Annotated in this window: 12 protein-coding genes and 4 pseudogenes; 2 read left to right on the forward strand and 14 right to left on the reverse strand. The window is 62.3% G+C overall.

Annotation, left to right across the window (positions count from 1 at the left end; all coding sequences use genetic code 11):
* Window positions 1–85: 85 nt before the first annotated feature.
* The 14 genes and pseudogenes from cofC to FEZ60_RS33225 form a co-directional block, all read right to left on the reverse strand.
* Complete coding sequence (cofC, locus tag FEZ60_RS30655; RefSeq protein ID WP_172937813.1) at window positions 86–712, reverse strand: 2-phospho-L-lactate guanylyltransferase; 627 nt, start codon at window positions 710–712, stop codon at window positions 86–88.
* Window positions 709–3234 (reverse strand): bifunctional FO biosynthesis protein CofGH, encoded by a 2526-nt coding sequence (locus FEZ60_RS30660; protein ID WP_242484932.1) that lies wholly within the window; start codon window positions 3232–3234, stop codon window positions 709–711. The genes cofC and FEZ60_RS30660 overlap by 4 nt, the downstream gene beginning before the upstream one ends.
* A gap of 132 nt (window positions 3235–3366) precedes the next feature.
* Complete coding sequence (locus FEZ60_RS30665) at window positions 3367–3732, reverse strand: WhiB family transcriptional regulator (RefSeq protein WP_172937814.1); 366 nt, start codon at window positions 3730–3732, stop codon at window positions 3367–3369.
* Window positions 3720–5375: a glucose-6-phosphate isomerase gene (pgi, locus tag FEZ60_RS30670; RefSeq protein WP_172937822.1), complete on the reverse strand. Its 1656-nt coding sequence runs from the start codon at window positions 5373–5375 to the stop codon at window positions 3720–3722. The genes FEZ60_RS30665 and pgi overlap by 13 nt, the downstream gene beginning before the upstream one ends.
* 5 nt (window positions 5376–5380) lie before the next feature.
* Complete coding sequence (fgd, locus tag FEZ60_RS30675) at window positions 5381–6382, reverse strand: glucose-6-phosphate dehydrogenase (coenzyme-F420) (RefSeq protein WP_172937815.1); 1002 nt, start codon at window positions 6380–6382, stop codon at window positions 5381–5383.
* Between the two features lie 372 nt (window positions 6383–6754).
* A complete protein-coding gene (locus FEZ60_RS30680) occupies window positions 6755–7630 on the reverse strand; it encodes a TIGR03619 family F420-dependent LLM class oxidoreductase (protein ID WP_172937816.1) in 876 nt (291 codons plus the stop codon).
* A gap of 433 nt (window positions 7631–8063) precedes the next feature.
* Entirely contained in the window at window positions 8064–8984 is a 921-nt protein-coding gene (locus tag FEZ60_RS30685) for an alpha/beta hydrolase (RefSeq protein WP_172937817.1), read from the reverse strand.
* Between the two features lie 41 nt (window positions 8985–9025).
* Window positions 9026–10825, reverse strand: coding sequence for an NAD(P)/FAD-dependent oxidoreductase (locus tag FEZ60_RS30690; RefSeq protein ID WP_172937818.1), 1800 nt, complete (start codon window positions 10823–10825; stop codon window positions 9026–9028).
* 240 nt (window positions 10826–11065) lie between these two features.
* Window positions 11066–11308 (reverse strand): annotated as a pseudogene (locus FEZ60_RS30695) (ATP-binding protein); the annotation flags it as partial.
* 31 nt (window positions 11309–11339) lie between these two features.
* Window positions 11340–12824: a tyrosine-type recombinase/integrase gene (locus tag FEZ60_RS30700; protein ID WP_172937819.1), complete on the reverse strand. Its 1485-nt coding sequence runs from the start codon at window positions 12822–12824 to the stop codon at window positions 11340–11342.
* 662 nt (window positions 12825–13486) lie between these two features.
* Entirely contained in the window at window positions 13487–14530 is a 1044-nt protein-coding gene (locus tag FEZ60_RS30705; protein ID WP_242484935.1) for a site-specific integrase, read from the reverse strand.
* Entirely contained in the window at window positions 14442–15191 is a 750-nt protein-coding gene (locus tag FEZ60_RS30710; RefSeq protein ID WP_275942481.1) for an ATP-binding protein, read from the reverse strand. Before FEZ60_RS30710 ends, FEZ60_RS30705 begins: the two co-directional genes overlap by 89 nt.
* Window positions 15192–15205: 14 nt before the next feature.
* Window positions 15206–16885 (reverse strand): annotated as a pseudogene (gene istA, locus FEZ60_RS30715) (IS21 family transposase).
* 645 nt (window positions 16886–17530) lie between these two features.
* Window positions 17531–18779 (reverse strand): annotated as a pseudogene (locus tag FEZ60_RS33225) (IS110 family transposase).
* An 814-nt stretch (window positions 18780–19593) separates the two neighbouring features.
* Here FEZ60_RS33225 and FEZ60_RS30725 point away from each other — a divergent pair.
* On the forward strand, window positions 19594–20799 hold the full coding sequence (locus FEZ60_RS30725; RefSeq protein WP_172937821.1) for an IS110 family transposase: 1206 nt from the start codon (window positions 19594–19596) through the stop codon (window positions 20797–20799).
* A 13-nt stretch (window positions 20800–20812) separates the two neighbouring features.
* Window positions 20813–21902: pseudogene (locus FEZ60_RS30730) on the forward strand (IS110 family transposase); the annotation flags it as partial.
* Window positions 21903–22009 lie beyond the last annotated feature (107 nt).

Raw genomic sequence — 22009 nt, forward strand, 5'->3', positions numbered from 1 at the left:
ATGGGATGTCTGACACGCAGGGCTTGACACACAGAGGCGCTTCAATGTTCGTGACACACACGGATTCAGGCTAAACGCGTACAGGCTAACGATTGAGCACCTTTCCGGTCTCTGCACCTAGCCTCAGTAACTGCTGGTGACACAGATCGCTGAAAATATCTACGTCTGCACGCAACTCGGGTACTGGAACGCCAAGTGCAACGAGGCCGGCCTCGGTGTGCGCTCGGGCTGAGTTCGGACCGAAGCGATGGACCACCATGTCCACTGACGTCGCTGTCACACAAGTGGTGCCGTCGCCGACAGAGTCGGGCAAGAAGGCCCGCGTGTGTTCGCGCGCGGCAACGAACAGCGCGTCGAAAGCGTCCGTCGTCGCATAGGGCAAATCTGGGAGGACAACCGCCACGGGCCCCGAATGGCGCGTTTTTCGCAACTGCTCAACACCGATCTCTATCGCCGCAGGGAGACCGGTTTCACTATCCGCAACGATGTCGCATCGTGCCTGAACACATCGGCGAATAGTTGCGTCGCCCGATACCACAACGATCCGATCAACGGCTGCACTACATTCGAGTGCGGCGATCGTATCGAGGAAGAATGCCAGCGCGAGTTGTGGACGCAGTGCATCCGAATCCGTAAGGAGACGGCTCTTACCCGTTTTCAGGGATCTGATGGGCACTACAACCGCGTAGCGATCGGTCTCGGATGTGATCATAGGAGTGAGCTGATCGTGATCCGTCGAGTGTGTGTGGTGGTGCGTTCGCGTGCCGGCCGGCCGATACCCTCTGCGATGGCCCGCAATTCCTCGACCGTCTTCTCGGATCCGTGCTCCGAACCCGCCATCCGGGAGATAGTCTCCTCCATCAACGTGCCACCGAGATCGTTGGCGCCGCCCTGCAACATCGCCTGGGTGCCCGTGACACCCAACTTCACCCAGCTGGTCTGGATGTTCGGGATCCGGCCGTGCAGCATGATCCGGGCCAGGGCATGCACCGCGCGGTTGTCGCGGATGGTCGGGCCGGGACGCGACGCACCCGCCAGATACAGCGGCGCACTCTGATGCACGAACGGCAGCGGCACGAACTCGGTGAATCCGCCTGTCCGGTCCTGAATTCCGCGCAGAACCCGCAGATGCCCGACCCAGTGCTTCGGGTTGTCGACGTGGCCGTACATCATCGTCGAACTCGACCGCAACCCGACCTCGTGCGCCGTGGTCACCACCTCGACCCAGGTGGCGGTCGGCAGCTTGCCCTTGGTGAGCACCCAGCGAACCTCGTCGTCGAGGATCTCCGCCGCGGTGCCCGGAATGGTGTCCAGACCCGCCTCACGCAGTTCGACCAGCCAGTCGCGGACGCTCTGCCCACCGCGGGCGGCGCCGTTGACGATCTCCATCGGGGAGAACGCGTGCACGTGCATCGACGGCACCCGCTTCTTCACCGCCCGCACCAGATCGGCATACCCGGTGACCGGAAGCTCCGGGTCGATCCCGCCCTGCATGCAGACCTCCGTCGCGCCCGCGACGTGCGCCTCCCACGCCCGGTCCGCGACCTCGTCGGTGGACAGGGTGAACGCGTCCGCGTCGCCCTTGCGCTGCGCGAACGCGCAGAACCGGCACCCGGTGTAGCAGATGTTAGTGAAGTTGATGTTCCGGTTCACCACGTAGGTAACCTCGTCGCCGACCGCGTCCTTGCGGAGCGCGTCCGCCAGCGCCACCATCGCCTCGAGACCCTGCCCCTCGGCCGCCGCCAACGCCAGGTATTCGTCGTCGGTGCACCCCGCCGGATCGCGTTCGGCGCTGCGCAGCGCCGCGAGCACGTCCGTGTCCACCCGCACCGGGCCGCTCAACTCCAGCACCTGCTCGCGGACGGTCTCCCAGTCCCCGAACGCGCTGCCCAGGTCGCTGCGGGTCTCGGTACTGCGGCCCTCGGTGTCGATCTCGGTGTTCAGATCGACCCGGCCCGTTGACTCCCAGGACTCGTCCAGCTCCTGCCATGGCAACCCCACTGGCTTCGTGTCCAACTTCGCCAGCCCGGTGTTCGGGTCCGCGAGGGCCTGCACGTGCCTGGTGATCCGCGGATCGATCCAGGGCGAACCGGCCAGCACATACTGCGGTTGCGCCGCCGTGCGCTCGGTGAGCTCGAACCCTGCCTGCACTGTGATCTCCGCCAGGGTATCCAGGTTCGGCCACGGCCGCTCCGGGTTGACATGGTCCGGGGTCAGCGGCGACACGCCGCCCCAGTCGTCGACACCCGCACCGAGCAGCGCGACGCACTCGGTGTTCGACACCAGGTTGGGCGGCGACTGGATGCGCATGCACGGGCCGAGCAACAGCCGGGACACGGCGATGGTCGCGAGGAACTCCTCGAGACCCGCATCCGGCGCATCGCGCATCGCGGTGTCGGGTTTCGCGAGGAAATTCTGGACAATCACTTCCTGGATATGCCCGAACGCCTTGTGCGACTTACGGATCGCCATAATCGACTCCGCACGTTCGCGAACGGACTCGCCGATGCCGACCAGGATTCCGGTGGTGAACGGCACACTCAACCGCCCGGCGTCGGTGAGCGTGCGCAACCGCACCGCCGGATCCTTGTCGGGGCTGCCGTAGTGGCATTCACCCTTGTCGGTGAACAACCGGGTGGACGTCGTCTCGAGCATCATCCCCATCGACGGGGCCACCGGCTTGAGGCGGGACATCTCCTCCCAGCTCATCACACCCGGGTTCAGGTGCGGCAGCAGTCCGGTCTCCTCAAGTACCCGGATCGACATGGCGCGAAGGTAGTCGAGCGTTGAATCGTAACCCCGCGCGTCCAGCCACTGCTTGGCCTCGGGCCACCGGTCCTCGGGACGGTCACCGAGCGTGAAGAGCGCTTCCTTACAGCCCAATTCGGCGCCCTGACGCGCAATCGTGAGCACCGCGTCCGGCTCCAGATACGCGCCGCGGCCCTCGGACCGCAGCTTCCCGGGCACCGTCACGAACGTGCAGTAATGGCACTTGTCCCGGCACAACCGGGTCAGCGGAATGAACACCTTGCGCGAATACGTGACAGCCCTAGGCTTGCCCGCCGCCAGCAAACCGGCGTCGCGGACCTTCGCCGCCGACGAACACAGATCGGCCAGGGCGCCGCCACGAGCCTGAAGAAGGACCGTCGCCTCGTCCACGTTCAGAGTGGCACCGTCGCGGGCACGCCGCAGCACCCGCCGCATCGACGAAGGAATCGGGACGTGATTAGCCATCGAGCACTGTGTCATGACATGTCCTGTCTACTGCATAGGTGATTTAAACGAGGCAGCCCCGAGTGCGTACGGAATTCAACCGCCCGCATAGGTCGCGAGCGCGGACAGTGAGACGAGAAGACCTGATCATCCCTACATTGCGTAGACCGCAGCTCGCGTTGCTAGTGGATCGCAATGGGTGCGCACACCGCATGTGTCGGCAGTTGGTTGACTTTCCAAGTCCCGCCTCCTTTGAAGCGTCCTGCGCTCATCCTCGGTATAACCGCCCCAGATTCCGTGGGGTTCGTAGGCTTCGAGTGCATAGTTGAGGCACCGGGCTCGCACGGGGCACTGTCGGCAGACACGTTTTGCAGCACGGACGCGGCTCGAACGGGGATCGCCTCGCTCATTGTCGGCAAAGTAGAATATGGACGGGTCGGCATTTCGGCACGCCGCAGATAGTTGCCAATCCCAGGCCTCGGCGACCGGCGGCGGCAGTTTCAACATCAGAGCGGGCATATTCGTCCTTGCCTTGCTCGTCGGTACGCTCGAATCAAACCCTCGGTGGAGCTGTCCCCGGTTGATATGGGACCGTCGCAATCCGATAGCGCTGGCGCTAACTCCACCGCCGACTCCTTACCGACTTCGACTCCCCATTGGTCGAACGAGTCGATGCCCCACACGACACCTTGGACGAAGACCTGGTGTTCGTAGAGGGCGATTAGCTGCCCGAGGCTCGACGGTGTGAGCTTCGCGCCTAGGATCGTCGTCGACGGCCTGTTGCCGGGCATCACCTTGTGCGGCACAAGTACGGGAGGTGTTCCGTCTGCGACGACCTGGGTGGCGGTTCTGCCGAACGCCAGGACCTTGGACTGGGCGAGCATGTTCGCCATCAGCACCCCGTGCATCGAGCGTTGGCCATCGAGCGTGGGCAGATCTTCGGTAGGCTGCGCAAACCCTATGAAATCCGCGGGAATCAAGTGGGTTCCCTGATGCAGGAGTTGATGGAAGGCATGCTGACCGTTGGTACCAGGTTCGCCCCAGAAGACTTCACCGGTGCCGGTTTCGACCGGAGTGCCGTCCGCCCGTACCGACTTTCCGTTTGATTCCATCGTCAGTTGCTGCAGGTAGGCCGGGAACCGCATGAGGTCGTTCGAATAGGGCAGAACAGCACGTGAGTCCGCGCCGAAGAAGCTGGCATACCAGACACCCAGCAGACCCAGGAGGACCGGTGCATTCGACTCGATGGGTGCCGTACGGAAGTGCATATCGAGCTGGCGCATACCGTTGAGAAATTCCGCGAAGCGCTCTCGCCCGATAGCAGCCATCACCGCAAGTCCGACGGCTGATCCCACCGAGTAGCGTCCCCCGACCCAGTCCCAGAACTCGAAGATGCTTGCAGGGTCGATGCCGAATTCCGCCACCCGTTCTACGTTGGTCGACACTGCGACGAAGTGATGCAGGACAGCGTCTTCACCGAGTGCGTCTGTGAGCCATCTCCGGGCCGCCGCCGCGTTGGTCATGGTCTCCAAGGTCGAGAAAGTCTTGGAGACCACTACAAACAGCGTGCTGGCCGGGTCGAGACCGGACAGCGTCGACACCAGGTCTGCGGCGTCGACATTCGAGACAAACCGCACCTCGGGTCCGTCCGTGTAGTGGCGCAATGCCCGGTAGACCATGGCAGGACCGAGGTCCGAACCTCCGATTCCGATATTGACCACGGTGGTGATGGTCTCGCCGGTGGCCCCGCGCCAGTCCCCGGACCGGATCCGATCGGTGAACGCACCCATCCGGTCCAGAACATCGTGGACGTCGCCGATGACGTCCTGTCCGTCTACCGTCAGGGTGGCGTCGCGGCGGTGTCGTAGTGCTGTGTGCAAAACGGCGCGGTCTTCGGAAGTGTTGATGTGCTCGCCCGCGAACATTGCGTCTCGGCGCTTCTCGACGCCGGCATCCCGGGCGAGATCAAGAAGAAGACCCAGGGTTTGACGGGTCACGCGATGCTTGCTGTAATCCACATACAAGTCGCCGACGGTGACCGTCAGATCAGTGCCGCGGTGCGGATCGGTATCGAACAACTCCCGCAGATGGAGCGCTGCGACCGTCTGCTGGTGATCGGCGAGCTTCCTCCATGACGAGGTTTCGGTGACGCCGGTGTTGATGGTCATCAGAGAGCTCGCAGCCGCGGTGCCAGATCCCGTTCGAACAACTCCAGGAACCGCTTCTGATCGTGTCCGGGAGCATGGAACACCAGGTGATTGAGCCCTGCATCGAGGTACGGGCGGATCTGCGCCACCGCCTCGTCCGGATCCGACGCCACGATCCACCGCTTCGCGACCTGCTCGATCGGCAACGCATCCGCCGCCTTCTCCATCTCGATCGGATCCTCGATGCTGTGCTTCTGCTCCGGCGTCAATGACAACGGCGCCCAGAACCTCGTGTTCTCCAGAGCCAACTCCGGATCCGTGTCATACGAGATCTTGATCTCGATCATCTTGTCGATCTCCGCCACATCACGATCGGCCTGCTCCGCCCCCTCCGCGACCGCCGGAATCAGCTTCTCCGTGTACAACTCCATGCCTTTACCGGACGTGCAGATGAACCCGTCACCGCTCCGGCCGGCGTACCGGGCCACTACCGGGCCACCCGCGGCGATGTACACCGGAATCCCACCCTCGGGTACGTCGTAGATCGACGCCCCTTTCGTGTTGAAGTACTCACCCTCGAAATCGACCCGATCGCCCAGCCACAGCTCCCGCATCAACCGCACCGACTCCCGCAGTCGCGCGAACCGCTCCTTAAACTCCGGCCACTCCCCCGCAAAACCCGTCGCGATCTCATTCAAAGCCTCACCGGTACCCACCCCCAGCATGATCCGCCCCGGATACAGACACCCCATCGTCGCGAACGCCTGCGCCACCACCGCCGGGTTGTACCGGAACGTCGGCGTCAACACCGACGTCCCCAACTGCAACCGCTCCGTCCGCTCCCCCACCGCCGTCATCCACGCCAACGAGAACGGCGCATGACCACCCTCGTGCCGCCACGGCTGGAAGTGATCCGATACCGTCGCCGAATCCATCCCGTGCGCCTCCGCCAGAACACCCAACTCCACCAACTCCCGTGGACCGAACTGCTCCGCAGACGCCTTATAACCGAACTTAATCACTACTTCACCGCTTCCATGGTCCGGACCTGATGTCCGCCGAATTGCTGCCGTATAAGCCGACACCGCCTTGATTGTCGGCGAATCCACTTATCGGGATGAGACTCCTTCTGTGCTGGACGTATGGGCGTCAGCGGTCGTACCGTCCAGGCCGGTTTGCCGCTTGATTTCGACGAACGCCCTCCGAACCAGAACGAGGACTGCGGTTGCCGCGAGCAATGCTGACCTGGAGCGACACAATTGACGGTCACCCCGGACGGTCCCATGTATCGGGCATATCCCCTCGACCACACCAGGCATGCGCCCAGTGCGGAAAATGGCGGCCGACGGGTTCGCGATGGTCGAGTAAAAGCAAAAAATTCTCGCCGTCGGGGATTAGAGATTTGCCCCGATCTTGCGCAACTTCTCGCCCAAGTCGGTCACCATAGCAACCCTGTCACCGGAGTCGGTCTTCGACAACTCAGGACGCCACGGACAGCTGATGATGAAATGATCGATTCCGACGCCGGCCAGCTCGCGGATGAGGGACTCATCCGGCTGCTTGAGCATGACAGCGAACTCGAACGGGCGGTCATCCCTACCCGCGGCCTTGCGCATCTCCGTGATCGTCTGCACCTGATGCTTCACCAGGTCAGGCGTAGGGGGGCACATCCAGCCATCACCACGATCCGCGGCGCGCTGCATCGCCGCTTCTGCATGTCCCCCGAAATACAGCGGAATTGGCTCCGGCGGAAGCGGATTCGTTCCCATCGCCTTGAACGAGTAATGCTCACCCTGGTGCGGCTCGGACACGCCCTTCCATGCCCGCTCCATGATGTCGAGCGCTTCGTCGAACCGCTTGCCGCGTCCGCGCCACGGAACCCCCAGCTCCTCGTACTCCTCCCGCATCCAACCGAGCCCGACACCGAATATAAAGCGATTGTTCGAGATGCCGGCCAACGTCGCGGCCGCGTTAGCGGACACCAACGGATGCCGAAGGAGAAGGAGATACAGCGATGACATGAAATGCAAGTTCTTGGTCGACCCGGCAATCGCTCCGGCAGTGGCCCAAAAATTGAGCACTGGAGCATTGTGATCAATGGAACGAGGACCGTCTGGAGTCGCCGTGTACGGATAATCTGACGCGATTTCGACAGGATGGAAAAGGTGTTCCCCCATCGTGATCGCGAAGAACCCGGCACTCTCCGCCGCCTGAGCCAGGGTAATCACCTCATGGGGATTCGTATAGCTCAGTGACAACGAGTACTTCATTCCAAACCTCCGCCTAAAAGATTCATAGGGCCTCTGAACCGTTGGTCACTGCGACACATCTGGTGCTGGAACATCGAGGGGCTCCAGGCACAACGTCCGCGCGGCAACGCCCCGTGATGTAGCTCATACCGTACTCGATCTGGACGCCATCCGTCTAGTAATTTCCACGGAATGGTTGTCGCGTAGATTCTCGGCGACCTTCGCGACGATGAGACCGACTCTTGACGGCGCGCATGCTCCGCGCGCTCCATTCGCTGAGCAGGCGACAAGCGGTCACAAGGGTGTATTGGGGGGATCCCAGGAGGACGTCGGCGCAAGAAGCCTGCCAGAGCCGCGAAAGCCTCCGACAGGATTCTGCTGCGGGAGGCTTTCGCGGGCGGCGACACCCTGGCTCTGTAGGTCGAGAGCAGAACGCTGCTTTCTGGGTCGAGGATCAGCCGGAATGTACCGCGGCTCGGCGTTTGTCGATCCAGATCGCAATGTCCTCTAGCGATTCCTGCGCCTCGGGAAGGTTCCCCGCAAAGAGCTGGAACACATGAGGCACCCCTTCCCAGGATCGGAACTCGACTTCCACCCCGGCCGCCAATGCCCTGTCGCGCGTACGCGTCGCGTCGTCGAACAGAATCTCCGAACTGCTGACGTGGATCAGGATGGGCGAAAGGTCCGCGAAGTCCATGTAGAGAGGAGAGACCTTGGGATCATCCCGCGGGACGTCTCCCGCATAGAATTTTCCGAAGGTTTCGAGCGTGGGCCTCGTCGTCCACGGGTCACCTGCCGCCAGGCGTTCCATTGAGTCTCCCGTGAGGGCGAGATCGAGCCACGGCGAGAGGAGGATGCCGCCTGCCGGTGCCGGCTCGCCAGCTTCACGGATGAGAGACATGACGGCCAGGACCAACCCACCTCCTGCACTGTCACCTGCAAGGATGACCTGTTCCGGGCTCCAGCCGCTGTTCAGAAGCGCGATGTAAGCCGCGCGGGCATCGTCGAGAGCCGCCGGGTACGGGTTCTCCGGAGCGCGGCGAAAGTCCAGTCCGTACACCGGTGTTAAGCAATGGTGAGCCAGGTGCGCCATGAGTCGGCCGTGACTGTCGAGTGAGCCCATGACGTATCCGCCGCCGTGCAGGTAGAGCACCACCATCCCGGGCTCAACCGCCTCGGGGAGGTAGTGGCTCGCATCCCGCCCGCCGAGCTTCAGGGTTTCCAACTCGACATCGTCGCGGACCGTCGCCCACTCACCGATCGCGTCGGTGACCTTGCGGCGCTCGTCCATGGTGAGGGCTTGGCCCTTGCCGATCACTCCAGCCTTGTAGTCCTGAATGATCTGCTCGACTTCCTTCGCCTCTGTGCTAGGCATCGAAACCTCCGAAAGGGTAGTAGGTGCTGGTCAGCGCGAGCTCACTCATGTGTGCCGCCGTTCGCGGCAATGAAGCCGTACCGATTCTCCGGCACATGACCGTCGAGAGCGCCCTTGATCATCGCCGCCATACTCGGAGCGAGGTGACGCCCCGAGGCGAACCCGCTGGACGTGAACCACAGTCCGGGCTGGGCTGTCGGCTTGTAGGTGTTTCCCAGCTCGCCGACCTCGTCGAATCCTCCGATGTCGCCGACCTTGTCCGCGATCTCGGAACCGAACAGGGCCTCGGTTTCGTAGCGCTGGTTCATGTAACCGGTAGCCAGGATCACGGCGTCGAACTTCTCCACCGTCCCGTCGTTGAAGGCAAGCCCGTCCTCGACGAACGACTTGACGCCCTCTGCTTGGTGGACGCGAATGTCCCCGGAGATGATCAGCTCCGAAGCGCCGACGTTTATGTAGTAGCCGGAAAAGCTTTCGTAGACCTGCCACAAATATCCGTTCTCGGGCTCTCGGATACGCAGACCGGCGCGCTCGAGCGCATCCAGCAGCTCACGGTCCCTGTCCAGACACATCTGCCCGAGCTTCCGAAGCCCGTCCTTGAGGACGGGGTAGGCCCAACCCGCCATGCTCATGAAGTCGGCTTCAACGAGCGGCGTCCCGTCGAAGTACGCAGGTGGATAACACAGATCGGCCGTTTCGATGCCGACAACGGTGACGGGACTTCGTTGCAGCATTGCCACCTGAGCGCCTCTCAGATGCAGCTCGCGGGCAGTGTCGTGTCCGCTCGTTCCGACGCCGACCACCAGCACATGCTGTCCGGCGTAGGCCGCCCCCGATCCGAACTCCTTCGTGTGGAGGGTGTCCCCCTTGAAGGAATCGAGCCCAGGCAGCTCGGGACGGAAGGGGCGGCCACCGACCCCGCCCGTCGCCATGACGACGTGCCGGGGACGCATGGTCCGTTCAGCTCCGTCCGCCAGTCGCAGGACGACCTGCCAGCGCCCGGACGCCTCGTGGTACTCCCCGCTCACGAACTCTGTGGAGCTCCAGTAATTCAGTTGCATTGCCTCGACGTAGGTTTCGATCCAGTCAGCGAGCAGGTCCTTCGGCATAAACTGCGGGTACGTGTCGGGGAACGGCAGTCCGGGGAAATGAACCATTTCGGTCGCATTGTGTAGCGCTAGGGACGCATACCTAGTCCGCCAATTGTCGCCGGCCCTCGGGAAACGGTCGACCACCAGCACGTCGACACCCAATTCCTGGAGGTTGACCGCGGAGAACAGACCGTGGTGTCCGCCCCCGACGACAACGACCTCAGGATCTCGGTCGATGTAGCTGGAGCGCTCGCGGCGCACATCATGCCAGGTCTGACCGGAGGTCCGATCGAATCCGGCGCCAGCCGGGCGACGCTTCTCAGCGCCGACGATGCCCTCGAGTCGTGTGAGCAGCATCCACGCCTTGAGTCCGTTCTTGGTGTCCACAAGCCGCACCATGCCGGTGCCATAACCGACTGTGGTGGTGAAGGAGATGAACGCCTCTACGACCTCTCGGCCAGACCGAGTGACTCGCGTCGGCGCAGTACGGCCCTTGGAAAGCTCGAAATTGGACGGCTTGACGTCGCCCACAGACGCACGCATCAGCTTCTCGATCGTCGCGAGTCCGCTAACGTTGCCGAGGTCCCAGGTGAAGGCCCCCATGTCGCGCCAGTGCGAGTCATCGACGAACAGTTCGGGCAGTCGTGGAAAGTCCTGCGCGCTGAGCAACTCCTCGAACGCGGAAAGCCATTCCCTCACTCTGACTTCGAGGGGTAGTTGTTCGCTCTTCTGAAAGGTCAAGTTAGTCATTATCTCTCCGCGTTGACTGTTCGTCCCAATTCATTCGGAGAGCCGACCCTTATCGTCGACTCCCTGTGCTCCAAGACACACCTGAAATAGTGACGCTAACCGTACAGAATGTCAACAGGTCGACAGCCGTCGCACGAACTCGTACAGAACCGGGGCGGGCAACGCTGACACCCCTTGAGTATGTCAATCCCATTCAGGTCCAGTAGGGCGGCTTGATCCGAATCCACCTTGCGGATGGGATCAGGCGGATTGCTGAGCTCGGGTATGAGCAAGCCGGTAGGAATCGGTGCCAGTTTCGATGATGTTGCCGCCGAACGTGAGCCGATCCACGATCGCCGCACAAAGCCTCGGATCGGTGAACGTTTTCGTCCAACCGGAGAAGGACTCGTTCGACGCGATCGCGACGGAATTCTTCTCCTCCCGTTCGGTCGACACCTGGAAAAGCAGCTCAGCACCTCGCTTGTCGAGTTCCATGTAACCGAGGTCTTGTCTCAAGAGTTTGATGGTGTGCTGGTCAGCTGACAGATTCAAGGGAGGTGGCAACGTCGTCGTTGAGTTCTTCGGCTCGTCGTAGTGCACTGCGGAGTCGTTCGACTTCGAGTTCGCGGGCAGCGATTTGTCCGGCGGGTTCACCACTGGTTCGTGCCTTGTTGAGGGAACGGGTATGGCTGGCGATCATGCGCCGGAACACCGTCGCTGCGGATTTCTTTGGCTGGGCATGATGACAGCCGAGGCAGACCAGACCGCGACTGCAGTGCTCGCCGGCAGGAAGGGCGCAGACGTGAGTGCCCATGTCACGCAGGTTGCAACTGACGGTGAAGGCGGCCCATTCGTCGGCCGTGGGCGCCTTCAGCGCGTCAACATCGTAAATATCGGTGTAGAGGCCGCGCATGGCGGCGCGGTAGCCATCAATGATGGTGTCCGGATAAAGCTTGGCATAAACCATGACGGTATCCAGGCCGGCGTGTCCGAGCAGTGCCGCGATCACGTGAACGGGAGTGTTGTTGTTTAGTTGCTCGGTGGCGAAAACGCGGCGGCAGTCATGCGGGCAGAGACGTAGCGGTGTTCCATCCGCATGCGTGGCCCCCGAAGCTAGCGAAAGGTTTTGCAGCCGTAGACGTATCGTCTGGACAGACATCGCTGATGGATGTCCAGCACCCTGGAGTAAGTAGGGTGCTGTGGGCGATTGTGTCTTGGAGGTGGAGTCGCGGCGATCGCAGGCTGGGACGGCATTAGTCCGGTAGAAGGCTTTGACATGGCTGGCGATCTCAGCGATCACGCGACCCAGTCCATCACCGATCGGAATCACCCGTGCTCGATCGTATTTCGATGGTTTGATGTGCAGCAGGTAGTAGATTCGGCCGTCCGGCAGTTGCCGTTTGAGGATGTCGAGGGTGGTCAGTTCGCTGACTTCCTCGACCCGCAGACCACTGGTCAGAAGTAGTTCGAGTAACGCCCAGTCCCAGAATCTATTTCGCTCTTCTTTGATCGCAGTTTTCTCGTTCGGTGTCGCGGTGAGTTGCTCGGATGTTTCGTGCCATCGGCGTAGTGCGAAGGCTCTGATGTTCGGGATCTCGCGGCTGAGGTCCATCACCGTAGCCGTCATGCGAGCCGCTGTCCGGGCCCGGGCTGCGGTGAACCCGCCCCGGTTCAGGTCGTGGGTGGTCAATGGAACCACGATGGGCATGTATTGCGCCAGTGGCGATCCCGGCTCAGTGCCCCACGTGCATAGATCAGTGAAGAAAGACCTGATGTCGATCATCCAGTCATAGGTCGTCGTGCGGTCGTCGGTGCCTTTGGTTTCTGTGCTGCGCTGGACGCTCCGGGCTGTCATGAGCGCCCAGGGCACGAATTCCCGTGCGTGATGCGGCAATATCTGGCGGCATTGATCAACCTCTGGATGCTCTTCGACCAGATAGGTCCAAAAGTAGGCCAGTGAACGTATCTTCGTGCAAATTGTGCTGTAGTTGTTGCTGATCCGCTGCGAGTACGCGGTCATATACTCCCGGGTTACCGACCTGAATGGTTGAGGTACTCGCGCATCCACCCGGTCGGCGATGGTGCGGGGTGGTCGTGCTTGATGCCGAGTAGTGCCTCGGCGGGGTGAACGTTCGAAGATTCCGAGCCCGCACAGCGCCGCATCAAGGATGTCGGTGCCGTTCGCGCCGTGCTCAGGAATTCGCAGATCCGTATCGGTGAGCTGCGCGAGTCGGTTGTAGTCACGATGAATCATCAGTCTCAGTGCCGTGATCGTCGCCCGTCTGCGACCTTGAGGCGATGCCCACCCGATCTGCTCGCAGGCCACGGTCAGCCGCGACCACATCTGAGATAGCGGATCGTCGTCGGGCAGTGGGGCAGTCCACTGCTGAATCCGGGCGGATGCGATGAACGGCCATGTCGGCTGAACGAAACGACCCAGCACCAACGCCCGTCCCTCCGGGACGGTGCACCGTTCCTCAGCTGTCAGCCACCACTGTTGCAACGAAATACCTTCTTGGGCAGGAGTGTTCGTCAGTATCGCCGCCGTATCCGATATGACGTGCTGTCGGCGCCGCGGCCCACAGTCCCAGGTGCGCACCATTTCCCCGACGGCAGTCATCACCCGATCAGGTTCGAACGGCTCGTTGCGTAGGTTCCGAACGATCTCGAGGGGCACCGCGCTCACCGATACCCTCCCAGATCGTCCAATGCCGCGATTGTCTCCGGGGCGTAGTCGAACGCATACCGAAGTCCGGATTCCACAACAGTCAGGTGCGCGCTCCGCTGACGGCGAGCGACTTCCACCAGCGCCTTCAACATAGCTTTCTCATCTACATAGGCATACGCATCGGCAGTGGTGGACACATTCCGATGCCCGAGGATCTGTTGTGCCACATGCAGTCCCGCTGTGTCGACGAGCAACTGAGCCACGGTATGGCGGAACATGTGCGGTGTCGCATGAACACCTAGCCGAGCCGCAGTGGCGCGAAACGACGCCTCGAACGCCGGGTAGCGCAACGGACGACCCTTTGCCTGGCGTCGCCCGACCCATAAAGCCGACGTCTCGGCTTGGCCTCGTTCGGTTGCGAGGTATTCGTCCAGCAGTGGCCACCAATCGTCGGTAACCGGAACACGATGCTCGTCGCGGGCACCTTTCAGTAGAACGGTGACTGTGCGGCGCCGCCGATCGATATCGGAGAGTCGAAGCCCGAGGACACCGTGCCGGCCATGCTCGGCGCTCCAATCACCAATCCGCTGACCGGTTCGAAGTAACAGTGTGACGATCGCACGATCACGAACACAGACCTGTTCTGCTGCAAGATGTTCGGCTACCGAAGGATCCAGATCCCGAGTCAGCACCCGAGGTTCTCGTCGCCGCAGCTCGAGTCGACCTCGGTGCGGCAAGTCGCGTCCCGACATGCCGTGAGCGGGACCGGGCGGACCGGTAGGCACGGGGTTGTCCCGGCCCGACCACGCCCCTGCACGATGGCTGTCTCGCTCGATCAGGAACGCGAAGAACGCGGCCAACGCCGCAAGACGATTATTGACCGTCCGAGGTGCCCTGCCATGCTCCGTTCGAAGATCAGCACCGGAACCGAATTCGGCAATGTACTCGCTGACGACCTGGCGTGTGACGTCATCGAGCGATTGTGATGCCAACCAGCGGATGAAGTGCTCGACGCCGAGCCGATATGTGCGCACTGTGTAGCTGGAGCGGCCCAGCATGACCAGCCGTTCGACGAATGCCCCAACATCGTCCACCAGTCACCCCTAGGTTCGGCCCCTCCTTCACCCCACCATGACTGGACTCTTGAGACAAGAGTTCGTCGAGCAAAAGTAGATCCACGCGGCCGTAACGGGCGATCGTGTGGGCGAGTTGTTTCTCGTCGGCGGCTTCGACGAGCTCGTTCACCAACCGGGTCGCGAGAACATATTTGACGCGGTAACCAGCTTCGGCGGCCGCGGCGCCGAGCCCGATGAGTAGATGCGATTTCCCGGTTCCGGAGTCCCCGATCAAGCACAGGGGTTGGCCTTTGCGGATCCAGTCGCCGGTGGCGAGGGTGCCGATGGTGGCGGGATTGATGTTGGGGTTGGCATCGAAATCGAAGTCGGCCAACCATTTTTCGCGAGGAAACCCCGCTCCCTTGATTCGTCGCACCACGCTTCTGCGGTCACGGTCGTCGCATTCGGAAAGCAGCAATTCCGCCAGAAATCCGTAGTACGAAAGCTGGTCCTTGCGGGCGGCAGTGGCGGCGTCCGCGACGACGGCACGGATAGTGGGTAGCCGTAGCCGGCGGCAGGCTTGATCGACCGCAGCGGTGGCGGCTTCCTCGGTTAAACCTCGGCGGCGCAACGTGGTGGAAACCGTGACGGGTGGACGAACCATGTTCGGGCCTTCTTTCACTCGGCTCGGGCGGCGGATTGGGCGGGATTGCGGCGTTCGGGGAGTCGCAGGAGTTGGTCGTAGTGATCGACCGTCGGTGCGGGCCGAGAATCGGCCGGCAGACCAGCGATGATCGCTGCCGGATCGGCGAGACGGCGTTGGGTCAGGCTGACAACGCGTTGCTCCTGGTCGCTGCGACGAGCAACGAGATGACGGCCTGAATCAGACCCACCCGCATCGACCTCTGATGATGCGTGGCGGCGGGCTTCGACCGCGACGACATCGGCGGTCACTGCGCCCACGGTCAGCGCGGCTTCGATCCCAGCGATTACGTCATCGCTATCGATGGTGCGGCGGAAGGAGTAGGACGTCGATGAGTTGGCGGGTTCCGCCGGCGTCACCGTCGGTTTTGCGGGCCGCCGCCGAAGAACGCGTCATGAGCGGCGGTGAATGTTCCGTTCCTGCGGGCTGCTGCCAACGCACTCGCCCCTGGCAAGGCACCGGGTTTGGTGCGCAACACTTCCAAGTAGTGGTCGAGATCGAGACTCTGACCGCCCTGTGCGATAACCCGTTGATGGCGAGCGATGAATGCTCGTCCGTCGAAGACCACCACTTCCGATGCCCGCAACGACACCCGCACTTGCCTGCCGATGAACCGTGCTGGGACAGAGTATTTCGCCATCCGCACCGTGATCAACGCTGACCGATCGACTCGTGGTTCCAGTGACAATCCAGGATCGAAGCCCTCGACTGGAACAGGGCGCAGAAGCGGTGCTTCGACGGCGAAATCCTGCCCGACAGTGCGGATCCGGTCATTGATGCGCCGGCCGTCATCGGCGGCATCCCAGCCACGGATCTTCTCATTCAACTCGTCCAGAGAATTGACAACCGGCATCGGGGACAATCGGTTTCGTCGGAGCCGGCCTACCTCGCCCTCCACGCCGCCCTTCTCATGCGCCCCGGAGATACCGGGCTGGCAGTAAAACGGGTCGAACCCGAAATGCGAGCGGAACAACACCCATCGCTGGTTCTCCACCCGCGCACGAGATTGCCCGTAAATCACTTCCTCCCGCGGCACTGGTCAAATTGTCGTACCGGATGTGACGGGTCGGGACACCGCCGATCTCGTCGAACGCGGCGATATGACCTTCGAGGAACGCTTCCTGCCCTTACGTCGAATACACGCGGTGCACGGATTTTCCCGAATGCGAGAGCCGGAAGGCGAACATGTGGCACTTGGTTTTCACCCCGGCCAAGATCACCCACACTTCACCGAAATCGACTTCCGCTTCGGCTCCGGGAGCGTGTTCCTGCGGGACGAATACTTCGATTCGGCGTCCGGCTTCGACGTCGATCTGCGCTCGCCGGACCCGCACGTAGTCACGCACCGTCGAATACGAAAGGTGCTGCGCTCCATGTTCCTCGGCAAGTCTGGCGAGGATTCGGCGGGCCGTGTGCCGTTGTTTTCGTGGTGCGTCGATATCAGTGGTGAGCATGGCGTCGATCGCAGCTTTGAACGGATCGACCTTCGGTGAGCAGCGAACCGGGATCTTCCTCGGCGGCGGCTCCGCCTGCGCCAACGCCATCCGCACCGTTGCCCGGCCGACCTGGTGGCGGCGGGCCAACTGCCGGATCGAGCACTCCTCGATCCTGGCGTCACGTCGAATGCGGGCGAACAACTCCATCCGAGTCTCCATCACTGCCCTCCACCAGTTGCTGGCATCCGAAAAGCCAGATGGCACCAACTCTGAGGTGGGCTCAGTTCAAACCGTCACTACCGTTCCGGCGAGTCGCAGATGGGTCTGGGTCTAGCCGTCACGGTGGTCTCGACTCAAGCTGTCATAAACACACCCCTTCGAGGATGCTGCTGAGTGATGCACCGCCCCTGTGTTCCCTGCGCGCACGCCGTAACCAGTCAACGTCTTTCTCACCCGCTGGCAAGTAACTGCGTCGTCCGCCCTCTACTGAGCCGGACGCGGGGTACCGACGCCGCCAACGGCATACCAACCAACTGCACTGGAGCACGAGAAAACTACGAGTCTGTCGCGGGCCGTCCACGATATGGTGCGCCGTAGGCTCAGCATGCCCGTCGACGCGGGCGCGAAGGGTGCGTGAGCGTTGGAACTCTCCCGCCCCAGCACCCGGGGTTGACTCGCTGCTCGGTGCCATCGACTCGCCGCTTGCCTGGTCTACCGCCTACCCCGTTACCGTTTAGGTGGTCCTGAACGACGGGGCCACGGTCGCCATGTTCGGTATGACTTCTTGCCCCTGTCTCTCGAATGATCCGGGGGGGTGGTGTCGCCGAACCTGGTGGCATCGATGGACCGCTGATGGACCTCCGATCACCGTAAAGAGTCAAGCAGCTGTCGGTTCCGCACCGTGGGGGAGCCGGGAAAGGCCTTCGATGCGTCGTAGGTGTGGCCGGTTTGAAGGCAGTGATAGAGCTGACCCAGGAGCCGGTTGAAGACGTTACGCAGTGCGGCGGCGTACCGGTCACCGTGTGTTCGACGCCGGTCATACTGGTCTTTGACCGGGCCCGGTCGCGAGATCGCCGCGAAGGCCCAGACGAAGCCCACCGCTGCAAGCCTGTTGTTCTTCACATGCCGGTGGGTCACACAGGTGCTGCGCCCGGACGCCCGTGTAACGGGCGCGGAGCCTGCGAACGCCTTGAGCCCGCGAGCGTCGGCGAACCGGCCGCGGTCATCGCCGATTTCTGCCAGGACGCGGGCACCGGTCGCCTCCCCAGCCCTGGAAAGCTGGTGATGACCTCGAAGTCGGGATGCCGCCGAAATGCCTCGGTGGCTGCCTCATTGAGTTCATCGGCGTTTTCGCACTCGACATTCAGAGTGCCGAGCAAGGCGCTCGTTTGACGGCCAAACGCCTCTCCACGAGCAGGGGTTGTCGCAGTTGTGGTCGCCGCAGCGCCTCTAGGATTCGGGTCGCGGTGTCCTCGAGCCGACGTTGCCGGCCCGCCCTGCGCAGTGCGCTAACGATGCGAGTCTTGGTCAAGCGGGCGCCCTGCGCTGGTGTTGGTGCGATCCGAGTATCGCGCGGGCATCTGGCATCGCAAGGTTGGTGTGACTACTGCCGGCGAATGCCGCGAGGCGGGTAGTACTCGCGCAGCAAAGCCCGCAGCTCCTGGGTGGCCTTGGTTCGCCGCCAGATTGCATCCTGAGCGGCACGGGCGAGCACCGTGATCGCCCGCGCGAGGTCACTGTCGACAGGCAACGTCCGGTGCGCGTGCGCATCGGTACGCAAAATGTTCGCCAGCATCATCGCGTCCACGTGATCGGATTTCTTCCGTGCCATCGAGTGCCGATCGCGGTACCGGGCCACCGCCATCGGGTTGATGGCATAGACCGCTCTCCCCGTTCCACGTAGCGCCACGACGAGCAGGCCACGTGATGTCTCGATCGCCACGGGAATCAATTCGTCGGGCGAATCACCCGCCTCGGACAGCAACCCAAGCAATTGACCGAATCCTTCAGCGCTGTCATCGATCCGGAGTTTGGCCACCAACAGGCCGTCACCGTCAACGACTGCCACATCATGGTGACGTTCGGCCCAATCAATCCCACAGAATAGTTTCACGAACCTCTACCTTTCGACGTCTGATCTCCTTCGCGTGGCTTCCCCACCCAACGAGAACGCGCGGCACCCTAATGACGAGGCTCGATGGCCTTCCCTCCGATGAGCCGTTCACGATCCCAGCGATCCGCACGGTTCCGGTCTCGTTTGAGAGCTTCAAAGCTCGCGAATTACGAGGTATCGATCCGTGCGGACGGGCTTGTACCACAACCAACAACATTGAGGACCAACAGGCGGGTGGTGGTCCCGACACGCCGTAGCGCCGATCTATCAGGAGGGATCGCATGTCCCCTGGGACAGGGCAGGCATCTATCGGTCGGCCGGGACCACCGGCGGCGAACAACCACAGCAGACCAGCACCCGTTCCGCAGCGACTGTTCGGATGTCATTAGGGACAGGGCCACCGGATCTGATGGTAGGTCTCCTCGCAGGCGTGGGTGTCGGGTATCGATGCTGGATCGGCGACCGGACAGGTCGGACGAAGGACTGCGAATGAACACGAGTTACGCCGTGTTTTGCGGCATCGACGTGGGCAAAGGCGAACATCACGCCGTCGGGTTGGACGCCTCAGGTGACCGGCTGTACGACAAACCGATGCCGTAAGACTGTAGGTGTGACCCGGGAGGGTCGGGTGTGGCTGAGATCGCCTTGCGTTTTCGGACGCTTATTGGGAATGTCCGCCCGATCTTCTTGGGGCACCTCGGCTGCTGATTGAGATATGCGCGTGGTCGCTGGTTACGGATGCGTCAGCGGGGTGTCCCTCAGGGACTGTTCTTGCCTGAAGGTGAGAATCCGCGACGGAGAAGGAGACGAGCGCATGGCAGATTCGCTGGAAAAGGTGTGGGCCGGAATCGATATCGGAAAGACCCATCATTGGGTGTGCGTGATCGACTCTGGCGGAAAGGTACTGCTGTCAGCGAAAGTTGTTAACAGGGAAGCCGACCTCTCAGTGATCATCGCCGCTGTGAAAGACCTCGCCGCCCGCGTTGTCTGGGCGGTCGACATCATCGGTGCTCCTTCGGCGCTGATCCTGGCGCTGCTGACGCAGGCGCAACAACCGATTCGCTACGCGTCGGGGCGGGTCGTCTCCACGATGAGCACTGCGTTCGCCGGCGAAGGGAAAACCGATGCCAAGGACGCGTATGTGATCGCGGAAACCGTGCGCATTCGCCGTGACCTGACCGCGGTCGACCAGACCACGGAGGTGGTGCGCAATCTGGGAATTCTCACCGCGCGTCGGGCAGATCTGATCGCTGACCGGGTTCGGATGATCAACCGACTTCGTGACCTGATGAACAGCGTATTTCCCACGCTGGAAACGGAATTCGACTATTCCTCCTGCAAAGGTGCGTTGGTGCTGCTCACCGGGTACTCGAGTCCTCAACAGTTGCGCCGGACCGGCGAGAAACGTCTGTCAGCGTGGCTGCATCGCCGGCACGTGCGAGGTTACGCTGCGGTCGCTGCCAAGGCGATCGCCGCGGCTGCAGCTCAACAGATCACTCTGCCCGGCCAGGACATCGCGGCCGAGGTCATCGCCGAGATCGCGGCCGACATTCTCGCTCTGGATCAGCGAGTGAAGGCCCTCGATACACAGATCGCCGACATGTTTGCCAGCCATGAGCAAGGTCCGATCATCGAATCGATGCCCGGTTTCGGACCGATTCTCGGCGCGACGTTATTGGTCGCGGCTGGTGACCTTCGGGCCTTTCCCACCGCCGGGCATCTGGCTGCGGCCGCCGGGCTGGTGCCCGTACCCAACGATTCGGGGAGACGATCCGGAAATCTGCACAAACCGCGCCGATACAGTCGTCGGCTGCGGCACGTGTTCTATCTGTCTGCGCAGACCGCCATGATGCGCGAAGGAGCGAACCGTGACTACTACCTGAAGAAACGAGCTCGCGGACGCACCCATGTCCAGGCTGTCATCTCCCTCGCACGACGTCGGATCGACGTCCTCTGGGCGCTGCTGCGCGATGGTCGAACTTACTCGATCACCCCACCGAACGTGACTCGCGCTGCTTGACAACATCATTGAGATTCCCAATGACGAAATGAAACTTCGGGCCGTATTCGACAACCTCGCCAAATGCGGACCAGTACTGGTGATCGTCGATCAACCCAACACCATCGGAGCCCTGCCGGTCACCGTTGCCAGGGCCTGCGGCCACAACGTCGCATACCTGCCCGGACTGTCGATGCGCAGGATCGCAGACCTTTACCCCGGTCAGGCGAAAACCGATGCGAGAGATGCGTTCATCATTGCCGATACAGCAAGGGCCATGCCGCATACTCTGCGCCGGGTCGACACCGGCGACGAAATATTGGCTGAGCTCGGCGTGCTCGTCGGTTTCGACGACGACCTCGCCGGCGAAGCCACCCGAATCAGCAACCGCATCCGCGGACTACTCACCGGCATCCATCCCGCACTCGAACGGGTCGTCGGGCTCCGCGTCTGCCATCCCGCTGTATTGGAAATCCTGACCCGCTGCGGCGGGCCGAACGGAATCCGCAGGGCAGGCAAACGCAAGCTCACCAACCTCGCGGTCAAACACGCCCCGCATGGGCGCTCGACTGGCCGACGAGATCATCGCCGCACTCAGTACACAAACGGTGACAGTACCCGGCAGCAAGGCCGCAGAAATCGTCCTACCGAAACTTGCCGAATCCTTGAAAGAAACGCTGCTGCAACGGAAAACCATCGGTGACGATGTCGAGAGGATGCTCGATGAACACCCTCTTTCCCCAGTCCTGATCTCGATGCCTGGCATCGGGATCAGGACTGCAGCCCGGATCCTGCTCGAGGTCGGTGACGGATCAGCGTTCGCCTCGGCCGGGAACCTGGCCGCCTACGTCGGCATCGCACCCGTGACCCACAGATCTGGCTCTTCGATACGCGGTGAGCACCCTGCACGATCAGGAAACCGCAAACTCAAACGTGCGCTGTTCCTGGCCGCGTTCGCGGCCCTGCACGACTCGACCAGTCGCTCCTACTACGACCGCAAACGGGCTGAAGGCAAGAAACACAATGCCGCTCTGATCTGTCTCGCCCGACGCCGCTGTGACGTGCTGTTCGCAATGCTCAAGAACAAGACTCTCTACCAAACGTCTTCCGCTGCAGCAGCTTGACGGAAACCATAGAGACACCCCCGCGCTCAGGCGCTGCCCCGTGCCCGCCGTGGTGCCAACGGGAACCGTGACGCCTCCCCACACACTCAGGCGCTGCCCGCTCCGAC

This window comes from Rhodococcus sp. MS16 (genome assembly GCF_013277795.1).
GTDB classification, from domain to species: domain Bacteria; phylum Actinomycetota; class Actinomycetes; order Mycobacteriales; family Mycobacteriaceae; genus Rhodococcus_F; species Rhodococcus_F globerula.

Bases quoted from the DNA above. Each gene is read 5' to 3' on its own strand.
- cofC (WP_172937813.1), bottom strand. From the start codon at position 712: ATGATCACATCCGAGACCGATCGCTACGCGGTTGTAGTGCCCATCAGA.
- FEZ60_RS30660 (WP_242484932.1), bottom strand. From the start codon at position 3,234: ATGGCTAATCACGTCCCGATTCCTTCGTCGATGCGGCGGGTGCTGCGG.
- FEZ60_RS30665 (WP_172937814.1), bottom strand. From the start codon at position 3,732: ATGCCCGCTCTGATGTTGAAACTGCCGCCGCCGGTCGCCGAGGCCTGG.
- FEZ60_RS30680 (WP_172937816.1), bottom strand. From the start codon at position 7,630: ATGAAGTACTCGTTGTCACTGAGCTATACGAATCCCCATGAGGTGATT.
- FEZ60_RS30685 (WP_172937817.1), bottom strand. From the start codon at position 8,984: ATGCCTAGCACAGAGGCGAAGGAAGTCGAGCAGATCATTCAGGACTAC.
- FEZ60_RS30690 (WP_172937818.1), bottom strand. From the start codon at position 10,825: ATGACTAACTTGACCTTTCAGAAGAGCGAACAACTACCCCTCGAAGTC.
- FEZ60_RS30700 (WP_172937819.1), bottom strand. From the start codon at position 12,824: ATGACCGCGTACTCGCAGCGGATCAGCAACAACTACAGCACAATTTGC.
- FEZ60_RS30705 (WP_242484935.1), bottom strand. From the start codon at position 14,530: ATGCTGGGCCGCTCCAGCTACACAGTGCGCACATATCGGCTCGGCGTC.
- FEZ60_RS30710 (WP_275942481.1), bottom strand. From the start codon at position 15,191: ATGGTTCGTCCACCCGTCACGGTTTCCACCACGTTGCGCCGCCGAGGT.
- FEZ60_RS30725 (WP_172937821.1), top strand. From the start codon at position 19,594: ATGGCAGATTCGCTGGAAAAGGTGTGGGCCGGAATCGATATCGGAAAG.